This is a genomic window from Gordonia effusa NBRC 100432 (genome assembly GCF_000241305.1).
Taxonomy (GTDB): Bacteria; Actinomycetota; Actinomycetes; order Mycobacteriales; family Mycobacteriaceae; genus Gordonia; species Gordonia effusa.
The window spans coordinates 1-14,960 of the sequence record NZ_BAEH01000049.1; the positions used below are offsets into that span (position 1 = coordinate 1).

Annotated in this window: 15 protein-coding genes; 9 read left to right on the plus strand and 6 right to left on the minus strand. The window is 63.6% G+C overall.

Features of this window, described 5'->3' with window-relative positions:
* Both GOEFS_RS08650 and GOEFS_RS23770 read right to left on the minus strand, forming a co-directional pair.
* A partial coding sequence (locus GOEFS_RS08650; RefSeq protein WP_373278189.1) for a helix-turn-helix transcriptional regulator occupies nt 1-547 on the minus strand: 547 nt, incomplete at its 3' end.
* 5 nt (nt 548-552) lie between these two features.
* Nucleotides 553-693, minus strand: a complete 141-nt coding sequence (locus tag GOEFS_RS23770) for a hypothetical protein (RefSeq protein WP_245549797.1) — start codon at nt 691-693, stop codon at nt 553-555.
* A gap of 4 nt (nt 694-697) precedes the next feature.
* Between GOEFS_RS23770 and mptB the strand changes: the two genes are divergently transcribed.
* The 3 genes from mptB to GOEFS_RS08665 are packed head-to-tail and all read left to right on the plus strand — an operon-like array spanning nt 698 to nt 4,275.
* Nucleotides 698-2,488 (plus strand): polyprenol phosphomannose-dependent alpha 1,6 mannosyltransferase MptB, encoded by a 1,791-nt coding sequence (mptB, locus tag GOEFS_RS08655; protein WP_245549798.1) that lies wholly within the window; start codon nt 698-700, stop codon nt 2,486-2,488.
* Between the two features lie 54 nt (nt 2,489-2,542).
* Nucleotides 2,543-3,496 carry an ABC transporter ATP-binding protein gene (locus GOEFS_RS08660; RefSeq protein ID WP_007317519.1) on the plus strand — a complete coding sequence of 318 codons (954 nt, stop codon included), beginning with the start codon at nt 2,543-2,545 and terminating at the stop codon, nt 3,494-3,496.
* A complete protein-coding gene (locus GOEFS_RS08665; protein ID WP_040524798.1) occupies nt 3,493-4,275 on the plus strand; it encodes an ABC transporter permease in 783 nt (260 codons plus the stop codon). The genes GOEFS_RS08660 and GOEFS_RS08665 overlap by 4 nt, the downstream gene beginning before the upstream one ends.
* A gap of 16 nt (nt 4,276-4,291) precedes the next feature.
* On the opposite strand, the gene GOEFS_RS08670 is transcribed toward GOEFS_RS08665, so the two are convergent.
* Nucleotides 4,292-5,287, minus strand: coding sequence for a COX15/CtaA family protein (locus tag GOEFS_RS08670; RefSeq protein ID WP_007317521.1), 996 nt, complete (start codon nt 5,285-5,287; stop codon nt 4,292-4,294).
* A 32-nt stretch (nt 5,288-5,319) separates the two neighbouring features.
* Nucleotides 5,320-5,688, minus strand: a complete 369-nt coding sequence (locus tag GOEFS_RS08675) for a hypothetical protein (protein ID WP_007317522.1) — start codon at nt 5,686-5,688, stop codon at nt 5,320-5,322.
* A gap of 71 nt (nt 5,689-5,759) precedes the next feature.
* Here GOEFS_RS08675 and GOEFS_RS08680 point away from each other — a divergent pair, with 71 nt between their 5' ends.
* Nucleotides 5,760-6,725 carry a quinone oxidoreductase family protein gene (locus GOEFS_RS08680; RefSeq protein WP_007317523.1) on the plus strand — a complete coding sequence of 322 codons (966 nt, stop codon included), beginning with the start codon at nt 5,760-5,762 and terminating at the stop codon, nt 6,723-6,725.
* Nucleotides 6,726-6,849: 124 nt separating this feature from the next.
* Here GOEFS_RS08680 and GOEFS_RS08685 read toward each other — a convergent pair whose 3' ends face one another.
* Nucleotides 6,850-7,788 (minus strand): heme o synthase, encoded by a 939-nt coding sequence (locus GOEFS_RS08685; RefSeq protein ID WP_245549801.1) that lies wholly within the window; start codon nt 7,786-7,788, stop codon nt 6,850-6,852.
* A gap of 209 nt (nt 7,789-7,997) precedes the next feature.
* On the opposite strand from GOEFS_RS08685, the gene tkt reads away from it, so the two are divergent.
* Genes tkt through pgl form a run of 5 tightly spaced genes read left to right on the plus strand, consistent with a single transcriptional unit; the run spans nt 7,998 to nt 14,443 of the window.
* Nucleotides 7,998-10,073, plus strand: a complete 2,076-nt coding sequence (tkt, locus tag GOEFS_RS08690) for a transketolase (protein WP_007317525.1) — start codon at nt 7,998-8,000, stop codon at nt 10,071-10,073.
* 54 nt (nt 10,074-10,127) lie between these two features.
* Nucleotides 10,128-11,246, plus strand: a complete 1,119-nt coding sequence (gene tal, locus GOEFS_RS08695) for a transaldolase (RefSeq protein WP_007317526.1) — start codon at nt 10,128-10,130, stop codon at nt 11,244-11,246.
* Between the two features lie 6 nt (nt 11,247-11,252).
* Nucleotides 11,253-12,794: a glucose-6-phosphate dehydrogenase gene (zwf, locus tag GOEFS_RS08700; RefSeq protein WP_007317527.1), complete on the plus strand. Its 1,542-nt coding sequence runs from the start codon at nt 11,253-11,255 to the stop codon at nt 12,792-12,794.
* On the plus strand, nt 12,791-13,696 hold the full coding sequence (locus GOEFS_RS08705) for a glucose-6-phosphate dehydrogenase assembly protein OpcA (RefSeq protein WP_007317528.1): 906 nt from the start codon (nt 12,791-12,793) through the stop codon (nt 13,694-13,696). Before zwf ends, GOEFS_RS08705 begins: the two co-directional genes overlap by 4 nt.
* Nucleotides 13,697-13,702: 6 nt before the next feature.
* Nucleotides 13,703-14,443 (plus strand): 6-phosphogluconolactonase, encoded by a 741-nt coding sequence (gene pgl / locus GOEFS_RS08710; protein ID WP_007317529.1) that lies wholly within the window; start codon nt 13,703-13,705, stop codon nt 14,441-14,443.
* Between the two features lie 24 nt (nt 14,444-14,467).
* On the opposite strand, the gene GOEFS_RS08715 is transcribed toward pgl, so the two are convergent.
* On the minus strand, nt 14,468-14,866 hold the full coding sequence (locus tag GOEFS_RS08715) for a TIGR03618 family F420-dependent PPOX class oxidoreductase (protein WP_007317530.1): 399 nt from the start codon (nt 14,864-14,866) through the stop codon (nt 14,468-14,470).
* Between the last annotated feature and the right edge of the window lie 94 nt (nt 14,867-14,960).

The following is a 14,960-nucleotide window of genomic DNA, read 5'->3' on the forward strand; positions in this document are numbered from 1 at the left end:
AATGATGCTGGCAGATCTGCACACCGTTTCCGACGTGACGAGTGTTGGTCGCATACCCGGCGCCGGTGAGGGCCGAGGCGATCTTTTCGACTGTCGCGGGAACAGCATCCGCCGACGCCGCCGGTTCGATGTGTTCGGTAATACGCTCCACGCGATCGCGTGCGAACTTTTCGACGGCACCGTCTCCGGCGGCTTCACGTAGCGCACGTAATGCCGCACCCGCGAGGTCGTCGTAGGCGTGCCGCAGTTTGCCGCGTCCGGTGGAGGTGAGTTGGAACCATTTGGCTGGTCGGCCACGGCCTCGGTGTCCCGCCGAGACACCGTATTCAGCACTCGACGGTTCCACGTCACCTGCCGCGGTCAGCGCGTCGAGATGACGACGCACCCCGGCCGCGCTGATGCCCAGGCGTTCAGCGATGTCACTGGCCTTGAGTGGTCCGTCTTGCACCAAAAGCTTGATCACCGCGTCCCGTGTCTGACCGTCAACTGAACCAGGCAACAGGTCGTCTCCTGCTACCTGAGCACGCTCAGTCGAATGGTCGGTCACGCTTTTCACAACACCAGTGTGACGTAAATACTTCCCCACTGCCAAGGAAGGGTTGCCTTACGTCCCGCGTCACCCATGGGCACGCCCCAATCCTCGTTGCGGCGGAAGACCTCCGACACGACACTTCGCCCGGCGGATACAGTCATCGTCGTGCCCAATGCCCTACTGGACTATCTCGGACTGAACTCGGCGTCGCGTCGCGCGGCGTCGAAACCGGTCCCCGACGCGGATCAGCCGGGTGATTATGGCGTCGCCTTAGCGCGCATGCACGACGACGAGCAGGAGGTCGGGCCGCTCGATGCCGCCGAGACTCGCCGCTTGCACCGCATCAAACTCTTCGGTGCGACCGGCTCGATTCTGCTGCTCATCGGCTCATTGGGTTCGGGCGCCATCCCGGTTTTGCAGAACCCGGTCGCCGGCATGCGGGTGTTGTCATTGCCGTCGCGAATGTGGAGTACCGCCCTCACCCTGTCCATCGGCGGCACGATCATGCTGGTGGTGGCGTGGCTGCTACTCGGCCGCTTCGCCGTCGGACGATTCAGCGTCGAGGTCTACCAGGGTCGTAGCCCGGCCCGGCGGATGACCCGAACACAAGCTGACCGCACGCTCATGCTGTGGATCGTCCCAATCGCCATCGCACCGCCACTGCTGTCGAAGGATATCTACTCGTATCTCGCACAATCCGCGATTGCCTATCGGGGAATGGACCCGTATGTGGTCAGTCCGATCCGCGGCCTCGGCGTCGATCACGTCCTGACCCGCTCGGTGCCGAACCTATGGCGAGACACGCCCGCCCCGTACGGGCCGTTCTTTCTATGGATCGGCGAGCAGATCACCCGGGTGACCGGCGACAACATCACCGCAGCGATCTTTTTACATCGCGTGCTGGCGTTGATCGGCGTCGCGCTCATCGTCTGGGCGTTGCCCCGTCTGGCCCGGCGCTGCGGTGTCTCGTCAGTCGCCGCGCTGTGGCTCGGCGCGATGAACCCGCTATTGCTCTTACATCTGGTCGGCGGCATCCACAACGAGGCACTGATGCTTGGCCTGATGCTGGTCGGATTGGAGTTCGCCTTCCGGGGCATCGACTCGACCAAGGACCTGCTCAGGCGCGACGACGTCGGATGGACACGATTCGCCCCAAGTTCCGCGGGGTGGCTGTTCGTTCTGGGCGTCGCGGTGATCTCGGCGTCGGCGATGGTCAAGGCAACATCGATTCTGGCCCTGGCATTCGTAGGTGTTGCCCTCGCAAGGCGTTGGGGCGCAACACTTCCCGCATTGCGACATGCACCGCGCTCGGAATGGTGGGCGCGGTCCAAACGATCTATTTACGCACTGGCCGCAGCGGGTGCCGCGACGGGAACGGTACTGGTGGTCGTGGTCGTCGGCATCTGCATGGGCACCGGACTCGGCTTCGGCTGGACCAAGACGCTCAGCACGGGCGACGTCGTGCGGTCCTGGATGTCGATGCCGACCCTACTATCGGTGACGTCGGGCCGATTCGGCATCGGTCTTGGCCTGGGCGATCAGACACAGGCCATTCTCGACGTCGTGCGGCCGATCGCGCAGGTCATCGCCGGGCTGTTCGTCGTCCGATGGATGCTTGCGACACTGGCCGGTCGGCTACACCCCGTTGGGGCACTCGGTATCGCGATGGCGACCGTCGTGCTGCTGTCGCCATTCGCTCAAGCCTGGTACCTGCTGTGGGCCGTCGTACCGCTCGCCGCATGGGCAACCGGTCGCTGGTTCCGGCTCGGTGCGATCGCGATTTCAGCCATCATGGCGATCGCCGTGATGCCGACGAGTTCGAATACCAGTGGCGTAGTGCTGGCCCAGGGCGTCTTAGCCGGCGTCATCATGGTCGCGGTGCTCACCGCGCTGTTCTTCGAGGAGTTCGGCTGGCAACGTCGACGCCGCGAACGCCGAGCCGGAGTTTCCACGTGAGGCAATTAACATCGACGCCGACCGGCGCACAGGGCATGCGCCGCACGGCATAGGGTGATCGTCGTGCCCGTGGACATCGACGAACCGAGACCAGCGGCGGTACGCGTTCGGGGGCTACGCAAAAGCTTCGGGACACGCACCGCGGTGGACGGCTTGGATTTGGATCTGCCCGCCGGCAGCGTGCTCGCTCTGCTCGGACCCAACGGCGCCGGCAAGACCACCACCGTGGAAATCTGCGAGGGTTTTACCCGACCCGACGCCGGCAGTGTGGAAGTTCTCGGCCTCGACCCCACCGCGCACAACGACAAACTCCGCAGCCGGATCGGCGTGATGCTGCAGGGTGGCGGCGCCTACCCCGGCTCACGGGCCGCCGAAATGCTCCACCTCTGTGCCGCGTATTCCGCCGACCCCCTCGACGTCGACTGGCTGCTCGCGGAATTAGGGCTGACCGACGTCGCGCGGACGCCATACCGACGGCTATCGGGCGGGCAGCAACAACGCCTCGCTCTCGCCTGCGCCATCGTCGGGCGGCCGGAACTGGTCTTCCTGGACGAGCCAACCGCCGGACTCGACGCCCATGCCCGAATTCTGGTGTGGGAGTTGATTTCCCGGCTCCGCGACGACGGAGTTTCGGTTCTGCTGACCACCCACCTCATGGACGAGGCAGAAGAGTTGGCCGACCATATCGTCATTATCGACTCCGGCCGCGTGGTGGCGGCTGGGACCCCGGAGGAACTGACCTCGCGCGGTGCCGACGGCGAATTACGCTTCTCCGCGACCGGTGACGTCGACGTGGAATCTCTGGCGAGTTCACTGCCCAACGGCTATCGAGTGAGCACGTCGAGTCCAGGAACCTATACCGTCGTCGGCGACGTGACACCAACCGTCATCGCATCGATCACCGCCTGGTGCGCCGAGCGAGACGTCCTGATTTCCGAACTGCGGGTCGACACTCGCAGCCTCGAAGATGTCTTCCTCTCGTTGACCGGCCGCGAGGTGCGCCCATGAATCGTTTTGCGCCAGGTGTTTTCACTCCTCGCCCGCAAGCCGCAACGTTGCCGCGGATGCTCGCGGCCCAGTCCCGCCTCGAATTCATCCTGCTGTTGCGCAACGGCGAACAGTTGCTTCTGACAATGTTCATTCCGATCACACTGCTGATCGGATTATGTCTCCTGCCGCTCGACACCAGCCTGGGTTCAGACCAGGCGGCCCGGGCGACGACGTTCGTCCCGGCGATCCTGACGGTGGCGATAATGTCGACCGCGTTCACCGGACAAGCCATCGCGGTCGGTTTCGATCGACGGTACGGCGCCCTCAAACGCCTTGGGGCAACACCTATTCCACGTTGGGGCATCATCGCGGGCAAATCCATAGCGGTGACCGCCGTGGTGACTCTGCAGTCGCTCATCGTCGCTATCATCGGGTTTGCCTTCGGATGGCGACCCGAACCCATCGGCCTTCTGATAGGTGCACTCGTCATAGCCGTTGGGACTGTCGCATTCGCGGCGCTCGGACTGCTCCTGGGCGGCACGCTGAAGGCCGAGGTCGTTCTGGCGCTGGCGAATCTGATCTGGTTCGTGCTGCTGGGCATCGGGAGCCTCGTGGTGCTGTCGTCGTCGGTCCCCGAATGGGTCCACTGGGCTGCCCGGTGTTCACCGTCGGGTGCGCTCACCGAAGCGTTGGGCCGTGCGGCCGCCGGAACATTCGACACCTTCGGGGTCGTCGTGCTGTTGGCGTGGGCGGCCGTCGGCGGTCTATTCGCGGTCCGCTGGTTCAAATTCCAGTAGTAGGCGCGCGACTGCGCTAGCCGGCCTTCGCGGTCACCGCGCCGACGTCGGCGCCAACTTTGCGCGGCGCCATCAGTTGATACAAGATCGCGGTCTCAGCGATTACCGAACACGCCCCAGCGACGTGCAATACGACCAGCAGGGCTGGCACGTTGGTGAAGTACTGGACGACGCCGATCAGAGATTGGGCGCCAGCCACGATCAGGACGATCTTCACGCGACGGCGCACGGTTTCCGAGGCGTCGCCGCGCCATACCTGCGCCGCGACCACGAGCAACACCGCGAAATACGACGCCACCAGCAGCCCGTGGACTAACGAGAGCGCGGGGATACTGGCGTGTAGCCGGTCTATTGCCTCGGGGTGGGTTCGGTCACCGGCGTGTGGGCCGGCACCGGTAACGGTCACACCGGCGGCGAGTACCAGCGCCATGACCGCACCGGACAGCGCAACCAGACGTCGGCTGATCGGTGGTGCTTCGGGGCGTGTCTCGCCAGCGTCGTCCTGGGCGACTTTCACGTAGAGGGTCGCCGCGATCCACACCATCGCGCAGGAAACCAGCATGTGGGCGCCAACGACCCACCAACTCAATCCGGTGAGGACCGTGATGCCGCCCAGCACGCCTTGGAAGAGCGTCGAGGCGGGCATGATCCATGCGTAGACAAGTACTTCTCGACGTCGACGAGCGCGGGTGACCGCGAGAACGATTGCGGCAGAACAGGTCACGACAATCCAGACCGCGATCTGCCGGTTGCCGAACTCGATTGCCTGATGCCACCACGGCACTTCGTCGGACGCTAGCGGAACCAACGAATCGTCGAAGCATTTCGGCCACGTCGGGCAGCCGAGACCCGAGGCGGTCACCCGCACGACCGAGCCGGTGACTGCGATGAGCGCCTGGCTGAGTAGTACCGCCAGCGCTATCCGGCGCTGCGTGCGAACCGTCGGGAGCGGCAAATAGTCGACGAGCCGCAAAAAGCCGCGGTACACAACGTTCTGACTCACGTCGCTCATACTACGGCCCGTCGTAGTGTCTGTTTCAGCGCCTACAGCGACGCGCGGTTACGTGCCTTGGGGAACCGTCGCTGTCGGGCGACCCAGCCAGCCATCTGTCGATAGTGCGAGGGCTTCACCGTGGTCGACGACACCAGCTCACGGTCCCACTCACCGACGCTCAGACCGTCGACCGCGTTGACAACGGCCTCGGCCGTGGCGACGTCGGGGACAACGCGGTCACCGAGAATGCCGCCATCTTTGCCGACGAGCGTGATTCGAACGCCAGCCGCACCGATCGGCGCGATTACCGCGGTAGCTTCGCCGCCTTCACGCGAAACGAATCCTCGGATCGTCGCGACGACCTCACGGGGAGCTTCGACCACGGTCGGTTCGGTCGTCGTTGCATCGTCTTCGCTCATAGTGCATGAGCATACTTCGTCGGCTTCCCCGCCCGATCGCGCCCAACTATCCAAGTGTAAAAATGTTAGCTATGCGGGCTATTCAGGTGATCACGCACGGTGGACCGGAAGTACTCGAATACGGTGAGGTGCCCGACCCAACTCTCAGACCTACAGATCTGCTGGTCGAGACCACATCGGTCGGCGTCAACTTCATCGATACCTATCTCCGTCGAGGGCTGTACGCGTCGCAGCCGCCGTATATCCCGGGTGCCGAGGGCGCCGGAATCGTCAAGGCCGTCGGCGACGAGGTGGCACATTTCGCGGTCGGCGACCGGGTCGCGTGGTGCGACGTGCCTGGCAGCTATGCCGAATTGGTAGCGGTCCCGGAGTCCAAAGCGGCGCGGGTCCCGGCCGAGGTATCCGACGAGGTCGCCGGAACACTTCTCTTGCAGGGGCTGACCGCTCACTATCTGCTCGAGGGAAGTGCATATCCCCAGGCCGGCGACACGATCCTGGTCCACGCGGGAGCCGGCGGCGTCGGGTTGATCCTGACGCAACTCGCACATGCGAAACATCTACACGTCATCACTACTGTCTCGACCGACGAGAAAGCCGAACTGTCGAAGGCTGCCGGCGCGACGCATGTGCTGCGCTACGCACCCGATCTCGGCGCACAGGTCCGCAAACTCACCGACGGCAAAGGCGTGCGGGTCACCTACGACGGCGTCGGGAAAGACACCTTCGACGCGAGCCTGTCGGCGACCGCGGTGCGCGGGACGGTCGTCGTCTTCGGCGCGGCGAGTGGCCCAGTGCCGCCGTTCGACCTACAGCGGCTCAACACGTCTGGCTCGTTGTCGTTGACGCGACCAACGCTCGCCCATTTCATCGCCGATCCAGACGAATTTCGTTGGCGCGCGGGCGAAATCCTCGAAGCGGTGCGCAAAGGCAAGCTCACACCGCGGGTTGGGCAAACCTATCCCCTTGCCGAAGCTGCGCAGGCACATACTGACCTGGAGTCGCGGTCGACGACCGGATCGATCGCGCTCATTCCGTAGGGCGTGGTCGTCGGCCTACGGACGAGCCGATGCGGATCCACCTCATTTACGCGGGTTCACCTCGCATGGCACGCAAGGTGGATCCGAGCAAACGGGGTGAATTCGTTTGCCACGCCGCAGCGCGTCAGAACAGACTGCTCACCGTCGGCAGATTCACGATGGCGTCGATGGCCAGGCCGCAGAACAGAATCGCCAGATACTCGTTCGACTGGAGGAACACCTTGAGCGGTGCGACCTCTTGGCCGCGCTTGGTATCGCTGTAGAGCTTGTGGACTCGGTTGAGGAACCAGAGTCCGGCCAGCAGTGCCACGGCGGCGTAAATCCAGCTCGCGCCCCACACCAGCACCAATGACGCCACGACGGTCGCCCAGGTGTAGAACACCATCTGACGAGTCACCTGAATCTCGGTGGCGACCACCGGCAGCATCGGAACTCCGGCTGCCTTGTAGTCCTCCTTGTAGCGCATCGCGAGCGCCCAGGTATGTGGCGGAGTCCAGAAGAAGATCACCGCGAAGAGCACTAGCGGCTGCCAGCTGATGTTGCCGGTGACCGCGGCCCAACCGACCAGCGTGGGCATGCAGCCCGCCGCACCGCCCCATACGACGTTCTGGGAGGTCCGGCGTTTGAGGATCAGTGTGTAGACGCCGACGTAGAACGCGATCGTCGCCATGACCAACAACGCCGACAGCAGGTTCGCGGCCCGCCACAACACCGCGAAGGAAGCTGCGGCGAGGATGATGCCGAAGATCAAGGCGCTGTGCGTACTCACCGCATGTCGCGCCAGCGGCCGACGTTGCGTTCGGCGCATCTTCTGATCGATGTCGGCGTCGGCGACCATGTTGAGCGTGTTGGCACTGCCCGCGCCCAGCCAACCGCCGACCAACGTCGCTGCGATCAGGCCGATGTGTACGTGTCCGCGATCGGCCTGCAGCATCACCGGAATGGTTGCTACCAAGAGCAATTCGATGACTCGCGGCTTGGTGAGGGCGATGTAGGCGAGGATGGTGCCGCGAATACGGGAGGACACAGAACTCGCGGAGGCCGGGTCGGCGTCCGCGGGGATCGAGGAATCCCCGCTGGTCACGCGTTCCCCAAGTCTCACTACTTCTCCTCATCAGACGAACTACTACGAAGCATGGTAGACCGTGGCCCGCGAACAACCGTAATCGCGTGGGCCCGCTCACTGGTACTCCGCCACAGTGCGGTCGAGTAGGTCCGACTAGGCTTGGACGTACCGCCAGGCCGACGACACTTCAGGAGAGAAGCACCATCGTGGTTGATTCCGCCGAGATCCGCACCCTCACCCAGTCTGCTCATCCGGCTGATTGGACTGATACTGACAGCCGCGCTGTCGACACGGCCCGCCTATTAGCCGCCGACGCCGTCCAGAAATGCGGCAGCGGACACCCCGGTACCGCGATGAGTCTCGCGCCACTGGCCTACACACTGTTCCAGCGAATCCTGCGTCACGACCCGGCTGACCCGCAGTGGGTTGGCCGCGACCGGTTCGTATTGTCCTGCGGCCACTCCAGTCTCACCCTCTACATTCAGCTTTACCTCGGCGGGTTCGGCCTCGAGCTCGACGACATCAAGGCGCTGCGCACGTGGAACTCCCTCACTCCCGGTCACCCGGAATTCCGCCACACCAAGGGCGTCGAAATCACCACCGGCCCACTCGGTCAGGGACTGGCCTCGTCCGTCGGAATGGCGATGGCCGCCCGCTATGAGCGCGGCCTCTTCGATCCCGACGCCGCGCCCGGTGCGAGCCCCTTCGATCACTTCATCTACGTCGTCGCCTCCGACGGTGACATCGAAGAAGGCGTGACCTCCGAAGCATCGTCACTCGCCGGTACTCAGCAGCTCGGCAACCTGATCGTCTTCTACGACGCCAACCAGATTTCGATCGAAGACAACACCGACATCGCGCTTTCCGAGGACGTCGGCAAGCGGTACGAGGCATATGGCTGGCACGTACAGCATGTCGATGGCGGCGAAAATGTCACCGGTATCGAAGACGCGGTCGAAGCGGCGAAGGCCGTCACCGATCGTCCGTCAATCATTGTGTTGCGCACCATCATTGGCTTCCCCGCGCCGAATAAAATGAACACCGGCGCCGCTCACGGTGCCGCGCTCGGCGATGACGAAGTAGCCGCGACCAAGCAGATCCTGGGCTTCGATCCCGAGCAAACCTTCGAGGTCGCCGACGACGTCATCTCCCATACCCGCGGACTTGTCGAACGCGGCGAGAAGGCCAAGGCAACCTGGCAAGGCGACTTCGACGCGTGGGCATCGACGAACCCTGAGCGCAAAGCACTGTTCGATCGCCTCCACGCCCACGAACTACCCGACGGTTGGGCCGATGTGCTGCCGTCCTGGGAGCCGGACGAGAAGGGCGTCGCGACCCGCGCCGCGTCGGGCAAAGTGCTCGCCGCACTCGGCCCGATCCTGCCCGAATTATGGGGCGGCTCAGCCGATCTCGCCGGGTCGAACAACACCACGATCCCGGGCGCGAAGTCCTTCGGCCCGACGTCGATCAGTACTTCGACCTGGTCGGCCGAACCGTACGGCCGCACTTTGCATTTCGGTGTCCGCGAACACGCGATGGGCTCAATTCTGTCCGGCATCGTCCTGCACGGACCGACCCGCGCTTACGGCGGTACCTTCCTGCAATTCGCCGACTACATGCGGCCGGCGGTCCGCCTGGCGTCGGTAATGGAAATCGACCCGATCTACGTGTGGACCCACGACTCAATCGGCCTCGGCGAAGACGGCCCGACGCACCAGCCCGTCGAACATCTCGCGGCCTTGCGCGCCATCCCGCATCTCGACGTGGTGCGTCCCGCCGATGCCAACGAGACCGCATACGCCTGGCAGACGCTGCTCGGCCGCCGACGCAATCCGGTTGGCCTCGCCCTGACTCGCCAGAATGTGCCCGTTCTGGAGGGCACATCACTCGAAGGCGTCGCGGCCGGCGGCTACGTCCTGTCCGATGCGAAGGGCAAGCCGGAGGTTGTGCTGATCGGCACCGGCTCCGAAGTGCAGCTCGCCGTCGAAGCTCAGAAAATCTTGGCGGACAAGGGAATTGCTGCCCGAGTTGTGTCGATGCCGTCGATCGAATGGTTCGACGAGCAGACCCAGGACTATCGCGATCAGGTGCTGCCGCCGTCGGTGCCGCGTGTCGCCGTCGAAGCCGGAATCGCCATGCCCTGGTATCGCATCGTCGCCGGCGGCGAGATCGTCTCCTTGGAACACTTCGGGGCATCGGCCGATTACAAAGTCCTCTACCAGGAATTCGGCATCACCGCCGACGCGGTCGTCGCGGCGGCCACGCGGGCACTCGGCAAATAGCTCTTACAACGCAATAACCCACACAGGCACCATCGAAAGCCGAAGGGACTCAAAATGACTCAGAATGAGAAGCTCGCCGAATTGTCACAGGCCGGCGTATCGGTCTGGCTAGACGATCTCTCGCGTGACCTTATCGCCACCGGGCGCCTCGAAGAACTGATCAAGACTCGATCGGTCGTCGGCGTCACCACCAACCCATCGATCTTCCAGGCCGCGCTCTCCAACGGCGCGACCTACGCCGGTCAGATCAGCGAACTCGCGCTGCGCGGTGCCGATGTCGACGCCGCAATCCGCGCGGTGACCACCGACGACGTCCGCGACGCGTGTGACGTTTTCACCCACGTCTTCGAAGAGACTGACGGCGTCGACGGTCGGGTGTCGATCGAGGTCGACCCACGCCTGGCCAATGACACCGACGGCACCGTCGAGCAAGCCATCGAACTGTGGAAAATCGTTGATCGACCCAACCTGTTCATCAAGATTCCGGCCACCAAGGCGGGCTTGCCCGCTATCACTCGCGTGCTGGCCGAAGGCATCAGCGTGAACGTCACGCTGATCTTCTCCGTTGAACGCTATATCGAGGTAATCGAGGCGTACCTGAACGGACTCGACGCCGCTTACCAAGCCGGACAAGATCTTTCGAAGCTACATTCGGTTGCGTCATTCTTCGTCAGTCGCGTCGACACCGAGATCGACAAACGCCTTGATGCCATCGGCACCCCGGCCGCGTTCGACCTCAAGGGCAAGGCCGGCTTGGCCAATGCGCGGTTGGCATATGCCGCCTATCAGAAGGCGTTCGAAGTGGAGACCCGCTTCCCCGACCTCGCAGCGCACGGCGCTCGCCCGCAGCGTCCCCTCTGGGCGTCGACGGGCACCAAGAACGCCGACTATCCGGACACGCTCTATGTCAGTGAATTGGTCGCACCCAACACCGTTAACACCATGCCCGGCAAGACAATGGAGGCCTTCGCCGATCATGGTTGGGTGAACAATCTGTCGATCATCGGCACTGAGGCCGCATCGCGAGCGGAGTTCGATGCCATCGCCGACGCCGGTGTCGACCTCGCTGACGTATTCACCGTCTTGGAGACCGAAGGCGTCGACAAGTTCGAGCAGGCGTGGAACGAGTTGATCGCCGCGACCGACGAGCAGCTGGCCGCGGCCCGCGCCTGACCGCATATGCCCGCGACCCGCAGCAGTACCCGTACCAACCCGCTGCGCGACCCGCGCGACAAACGGCTCCCGCGCATCGCCGGGCCGTGCAGCATGGTGATCTTCGGTGTGACCGGCGACCTGGCGCGCCGCAAGTTGATGCCGGCCATTTACGACCTGGCCAATCGTGGTCTGCTGCCACCGAGTTTCTCGCTGGTTGGCTTCGCCCGGCGTGACTGGGCGACCGAAGATTTCAGCCAGATCGTCCACGACGCGGTAAAAGCTCACTCGCGCACACCTTTTCGCGAAGAAGCATGGCGACAACTGTCCGAGGGGTTCCGCTTCGTCCAAGGCACCTTCGACGACGATGATGCCTTCGACCGGCTCGCCCAGACACTGGGCGAACTCGACGCCGAACGCGGTACCGACGGCAACCACGGTTTTTACCTATCGGTCCCCCCGGATGCGTTCCCGGTGGTCTGCGGGCAACTGAAACGGTCCGGACTCGCCGCGCCTGAGGACGGACGATGGCGACGAGTAGTCATCGAAAAACCATTCGGTCATGATTTGGAGTCGGCCCGAAAGCTCAACGCGGTCGTCAACAGCGTGTTCCCGGAGGAGTCGGTGTTCCGCATCGACCACTACCTCGGCAAAGAGACGGTGCAGAACATACTCGCGCTGCGGTTCGCCAACCAGCTCTTCGACCCGCTGTGGTCTGCCCACTACATCGACCACGTCCAGATCACGATGGCCGAAGACATCGGCTTGGGTGGCCGGGCCGGCTACTACGACGGTATCGGCGCCGCACGCGACGTCATCCAGAACCATCTGTTGCAGTTGCTCGCACTGGTAGCGATGGAAGAGCCCGTGTCCTTCGAGCCAAGTCAGTTGCAGGCCGAGAAGATCAAAGTGCTCTCGGCGACACGCAATATCCTTCCGCTGGAAGACAATTCGGCTCGCGGTCAGTACGGACCGGGCTGGCAAGGCAGCGAGAAAGTGTGCGGACTGCTCGACGAGGAAGGCTTCTCGTCGGGCTCAACCACCGAAACGTTCGCGGCCATCGCATTGGAGGTCGACACTCGGCGGTGGGCCGGTGTCCCGTTCTACCTTCGTACCGGAAAACGGCTGGGCCGTCGGGTCACGGAGATCGCGCTGGTGTTCAAGCGCGCGCCGCATCTCCCCTTCGACCAGACGATGACCGACGAACTCGGCCAAAACGCATTGGTGATCCGGGTACAGCCCGATGAAGGCGTGACTCTGCGTTTCGGTTCGAAGGTGCCCGGGTCGTCGATGGAGGTGCGCGACGTCAATATGGATTTCTCCTATGGCCAAGCGTTCACCGAGTCGTCGCCGGAAGCATACGAGCGTCTAATCCTCGATGTTCTCCTTGGTGAGCCGTCACTGTTCCCGGTCAACGACGAGGTCGAATTGTCTTGGGAGATACTAGATCCCGTTCTCAATGCCTGGGCGGCCGCCGGTCGCCCCGAAGAATACGAGTCGGGAACGTGGGGCCCGCACGGCGCTGACGCGATGATGGCCCGCACCGGCCGTGGTTGGCGGCGGCCATGATCAAGAAACTTCCCGATACCTCCACCACCGAGGTCTCCAAAACACTGGTCAAGATGCGTGACACCGGCGGTGCGGTGACTCTTGGTCGCGTGCTGACACTGATTGTGAAGACCGAGAAGGGGGACGACCTCGAGGCCGCGATCGCAGCGGCCAATGATGCCAGCCGCGAACACCCGTGTCGCGTCATCGTTGTCGCGGCCGAAGACCGCAAAGGCGAGACACGGCTCGACGGTGAGATTCGCGTCGGCGGCGATGCCGGCGCATCCGAGGTCGTTGTGCTGAATCTGTTCGGCGAGTTGGCAAATCACGCTCATGCGGTGGTGATTCCATTCCTACTGCCCGACACTCCGGTGGTTACCTGGTGGCCGGGTACTGCCCCGGCGAATCCGGCGAAGGACCGGCTCGGACGACTCAGTCAGCGTCGAATCTTGGACGGCACCAACCGATTTGACTCGGCCGCGTTGCTCAACAAGCGGATCAAGTCGTACTCCCCCGGCGATACCGACATCGCGTGGGCGCAGATCACGCCGTGGCGCGCGATCTTGGCCGCCGTGTTCGACCAGGAAGGGCTCACCGCGAAGAGTGCGCGCGTTAGTGCGCCCGGGCCTTCCGTTGGACTCGATCTGCTTGGCGGCTGGGTCCAAGCGAGTCTGAACGTGCCGGTCGAACGCGTCACCGGCGAATTGGTGATCTCGGTAGATTGCGAACAGGGACCGGTCGCGTTGACTTCGGTCGGCAAGGACACCATCGTGACCACCCCAGGTCGCCCGCCCGGTCGGGTGCCATGGCAGATCCGCACCGTCGGTGAATGTCTCGCCGAGGAATTGCGCCGACTCGACGCGGACGAAATCTACGAATTGGCCCTGCACGGGACAACCCGGCTGATCCGAAACCAGAGGTGATCTGACATGTCGACTCAACTTATCTACCCAACCAAATCCGAATTGGTCGACGCCGCGGCAGATCAGCTCATCGGTGCGATCAGCGATGCGATATCCGCTCGCGGGGTGGCGTTGATCGTGCTGACGGGCGGTAGCAATGGCATCGCGCTATTGGAAACGTTGCGCGCGCGAAGCAGCGAGGTGGACTGGTCGAGGGTCGAACTATTCTTCGGTGACGATCGGTTCGTGCCCGCCGACGACCCAGAACGCAACGTCGGGCAGGCGGCCGCGGCGCTGTTGAACCATATCGGCATAGATCCGGCACGGGTCCATGCAATGGCGCCGAGCAATGGAGAATTCGGTGACGACATCGACGCCGCGGCAGACGCCTACGCGGCCGACCTCGCTCGGGTAACACTTGGCGAAGCTGCGCCGCGATTCGACGTTCATCTGCTCGGAATGGGCGGCGAAGGACATATCAACTCCTTGTTCCCACACACCGCGGCAACCGCCGAGACGGCAAAAGCCGTTGTGGCGGTGAATGATTCACCTAAACCGCCGTCGCGTCGTATCACTCTGACGCTGCCCGCCGTCAACCGCTCGCGTCAGGTGTGGTTCCTCGTCGCCGGTGCGGATAAGGCCGACGCGGTAGCCGCCGGCATCAATGGTGCGGCTGCTGCGGACTGGCCGTGCGCTGGCGCTCACGGCACCGAGCAGACGGTGTGGTTCCTCGACGAGGACGCGGCGTCGAAGGTCGGGTCAGTCTGATTCGCGGGTGCCCACTTGAGCGAATCAGGTGTGCCGCACCCGAATCGGATTGAGGCTGACCACGACGCGATCCTCCGCCGCTTGACTAGCCATGGACTCCAATGTCCGGCCGTAGGTGGCGATCAGCCTGCTCATGAATGTTCGCTCGGGGTCGTCGTCGACGATGTCGACGTTGGCGCGGACCTCCAGGGTGTGAAACGGGTCGTCCGGCGCGATAGCGAAAAGTGTGGCGGTAGGTCGGGCGACGAGGTTGTTGTACTTGACTCTGCCTTTGGCAAGCGACGTGCGTAGAACGCCGTCGTCGTCGAGCAGCACCCAGACCGCCGTCGTCTGAATTGTGCCGTCGTCGTTGAGCGTGCTCAACGCGACCGTCGAAGATGTAACGAGGTCGTGATGGCTTTCCGGGATGATTGTTTCGGCCATGTTCCGCTTTCGTCTGGTGCCGTTAGGCAGCGATGAGGGGTCTCACACTGGAACGCCAGAGTCAACGGCGCTAATTCCGGACCGTCGGTCAGTC

Coding starts and splice junctions, on each gene's coding strand:
- GOEFS_RS23770 (WP_245549797.1), bottom strand. CDS start 693: ATGACTGTATCCGCCGGGCGAAGTGTCGTGTCGGAGGTCTTCCGCCGC.
- GOEFS_RS08665 (WP_040524798.1), top strand. CDS start 3,493: ATGAATCGTTTTGCGCCAGGTGTTTTCACTCCTCGCCCGCAAGCCGCA.
- GOEFS_RS08670 (WP_007317521.1), bottom strand. CDS start 5,287: ATGAGCGACGTGAGTCAGAACGTTGTGTACCGCGGCTTTTTGCGGCTC.
- GOEFS_RS08675 (WP_007317522.1), bottom strand. CDS start 5,688: ATGAGCGAAGACGATGCAACGACGACCGAACCGACCGTGGTCGAAGCT.
- GOEFS_RS08680 (WP_007317523.1), top strand. CDS start 5,760: ATGCGGGCTATTCAGGTGATCACGCACGGTGGACCGGAAGTACTCGAA.
- tal (WP_007317526.1), top strand. CDS start 10,128: ATGACTCAGAATGAGAAGCTCGCCGAATTGTCACAGGCCGGCGTATCG.
- zwf (WP_007317527.1), top strand. CDS start 11,253: ATGCCCGCGACCCGCAGCAGTACCCGTACCAACCCGCTGCGCGACCCG.
- GOEFS_RS08705 (WP_007317528.1), top strand. CDS start 12,791: ATGATCAAGAAACTTCCCGATACCTCCACCACCGAGGTCTCCAAAACA.
- pgl (WP_007317529.1), top strand. CDS start 13,703: ATGTCGACTCAACTTATCTACCCAACCAAATCCGAATTGGTCGACGCC.
- GOEFS_RS08715 (WP_007317530.1), bottom strand. CDS start 14,866: ATGGCCGAAACAATCATCCCGGAAAGCCATCACGACCTCGTTACATCT.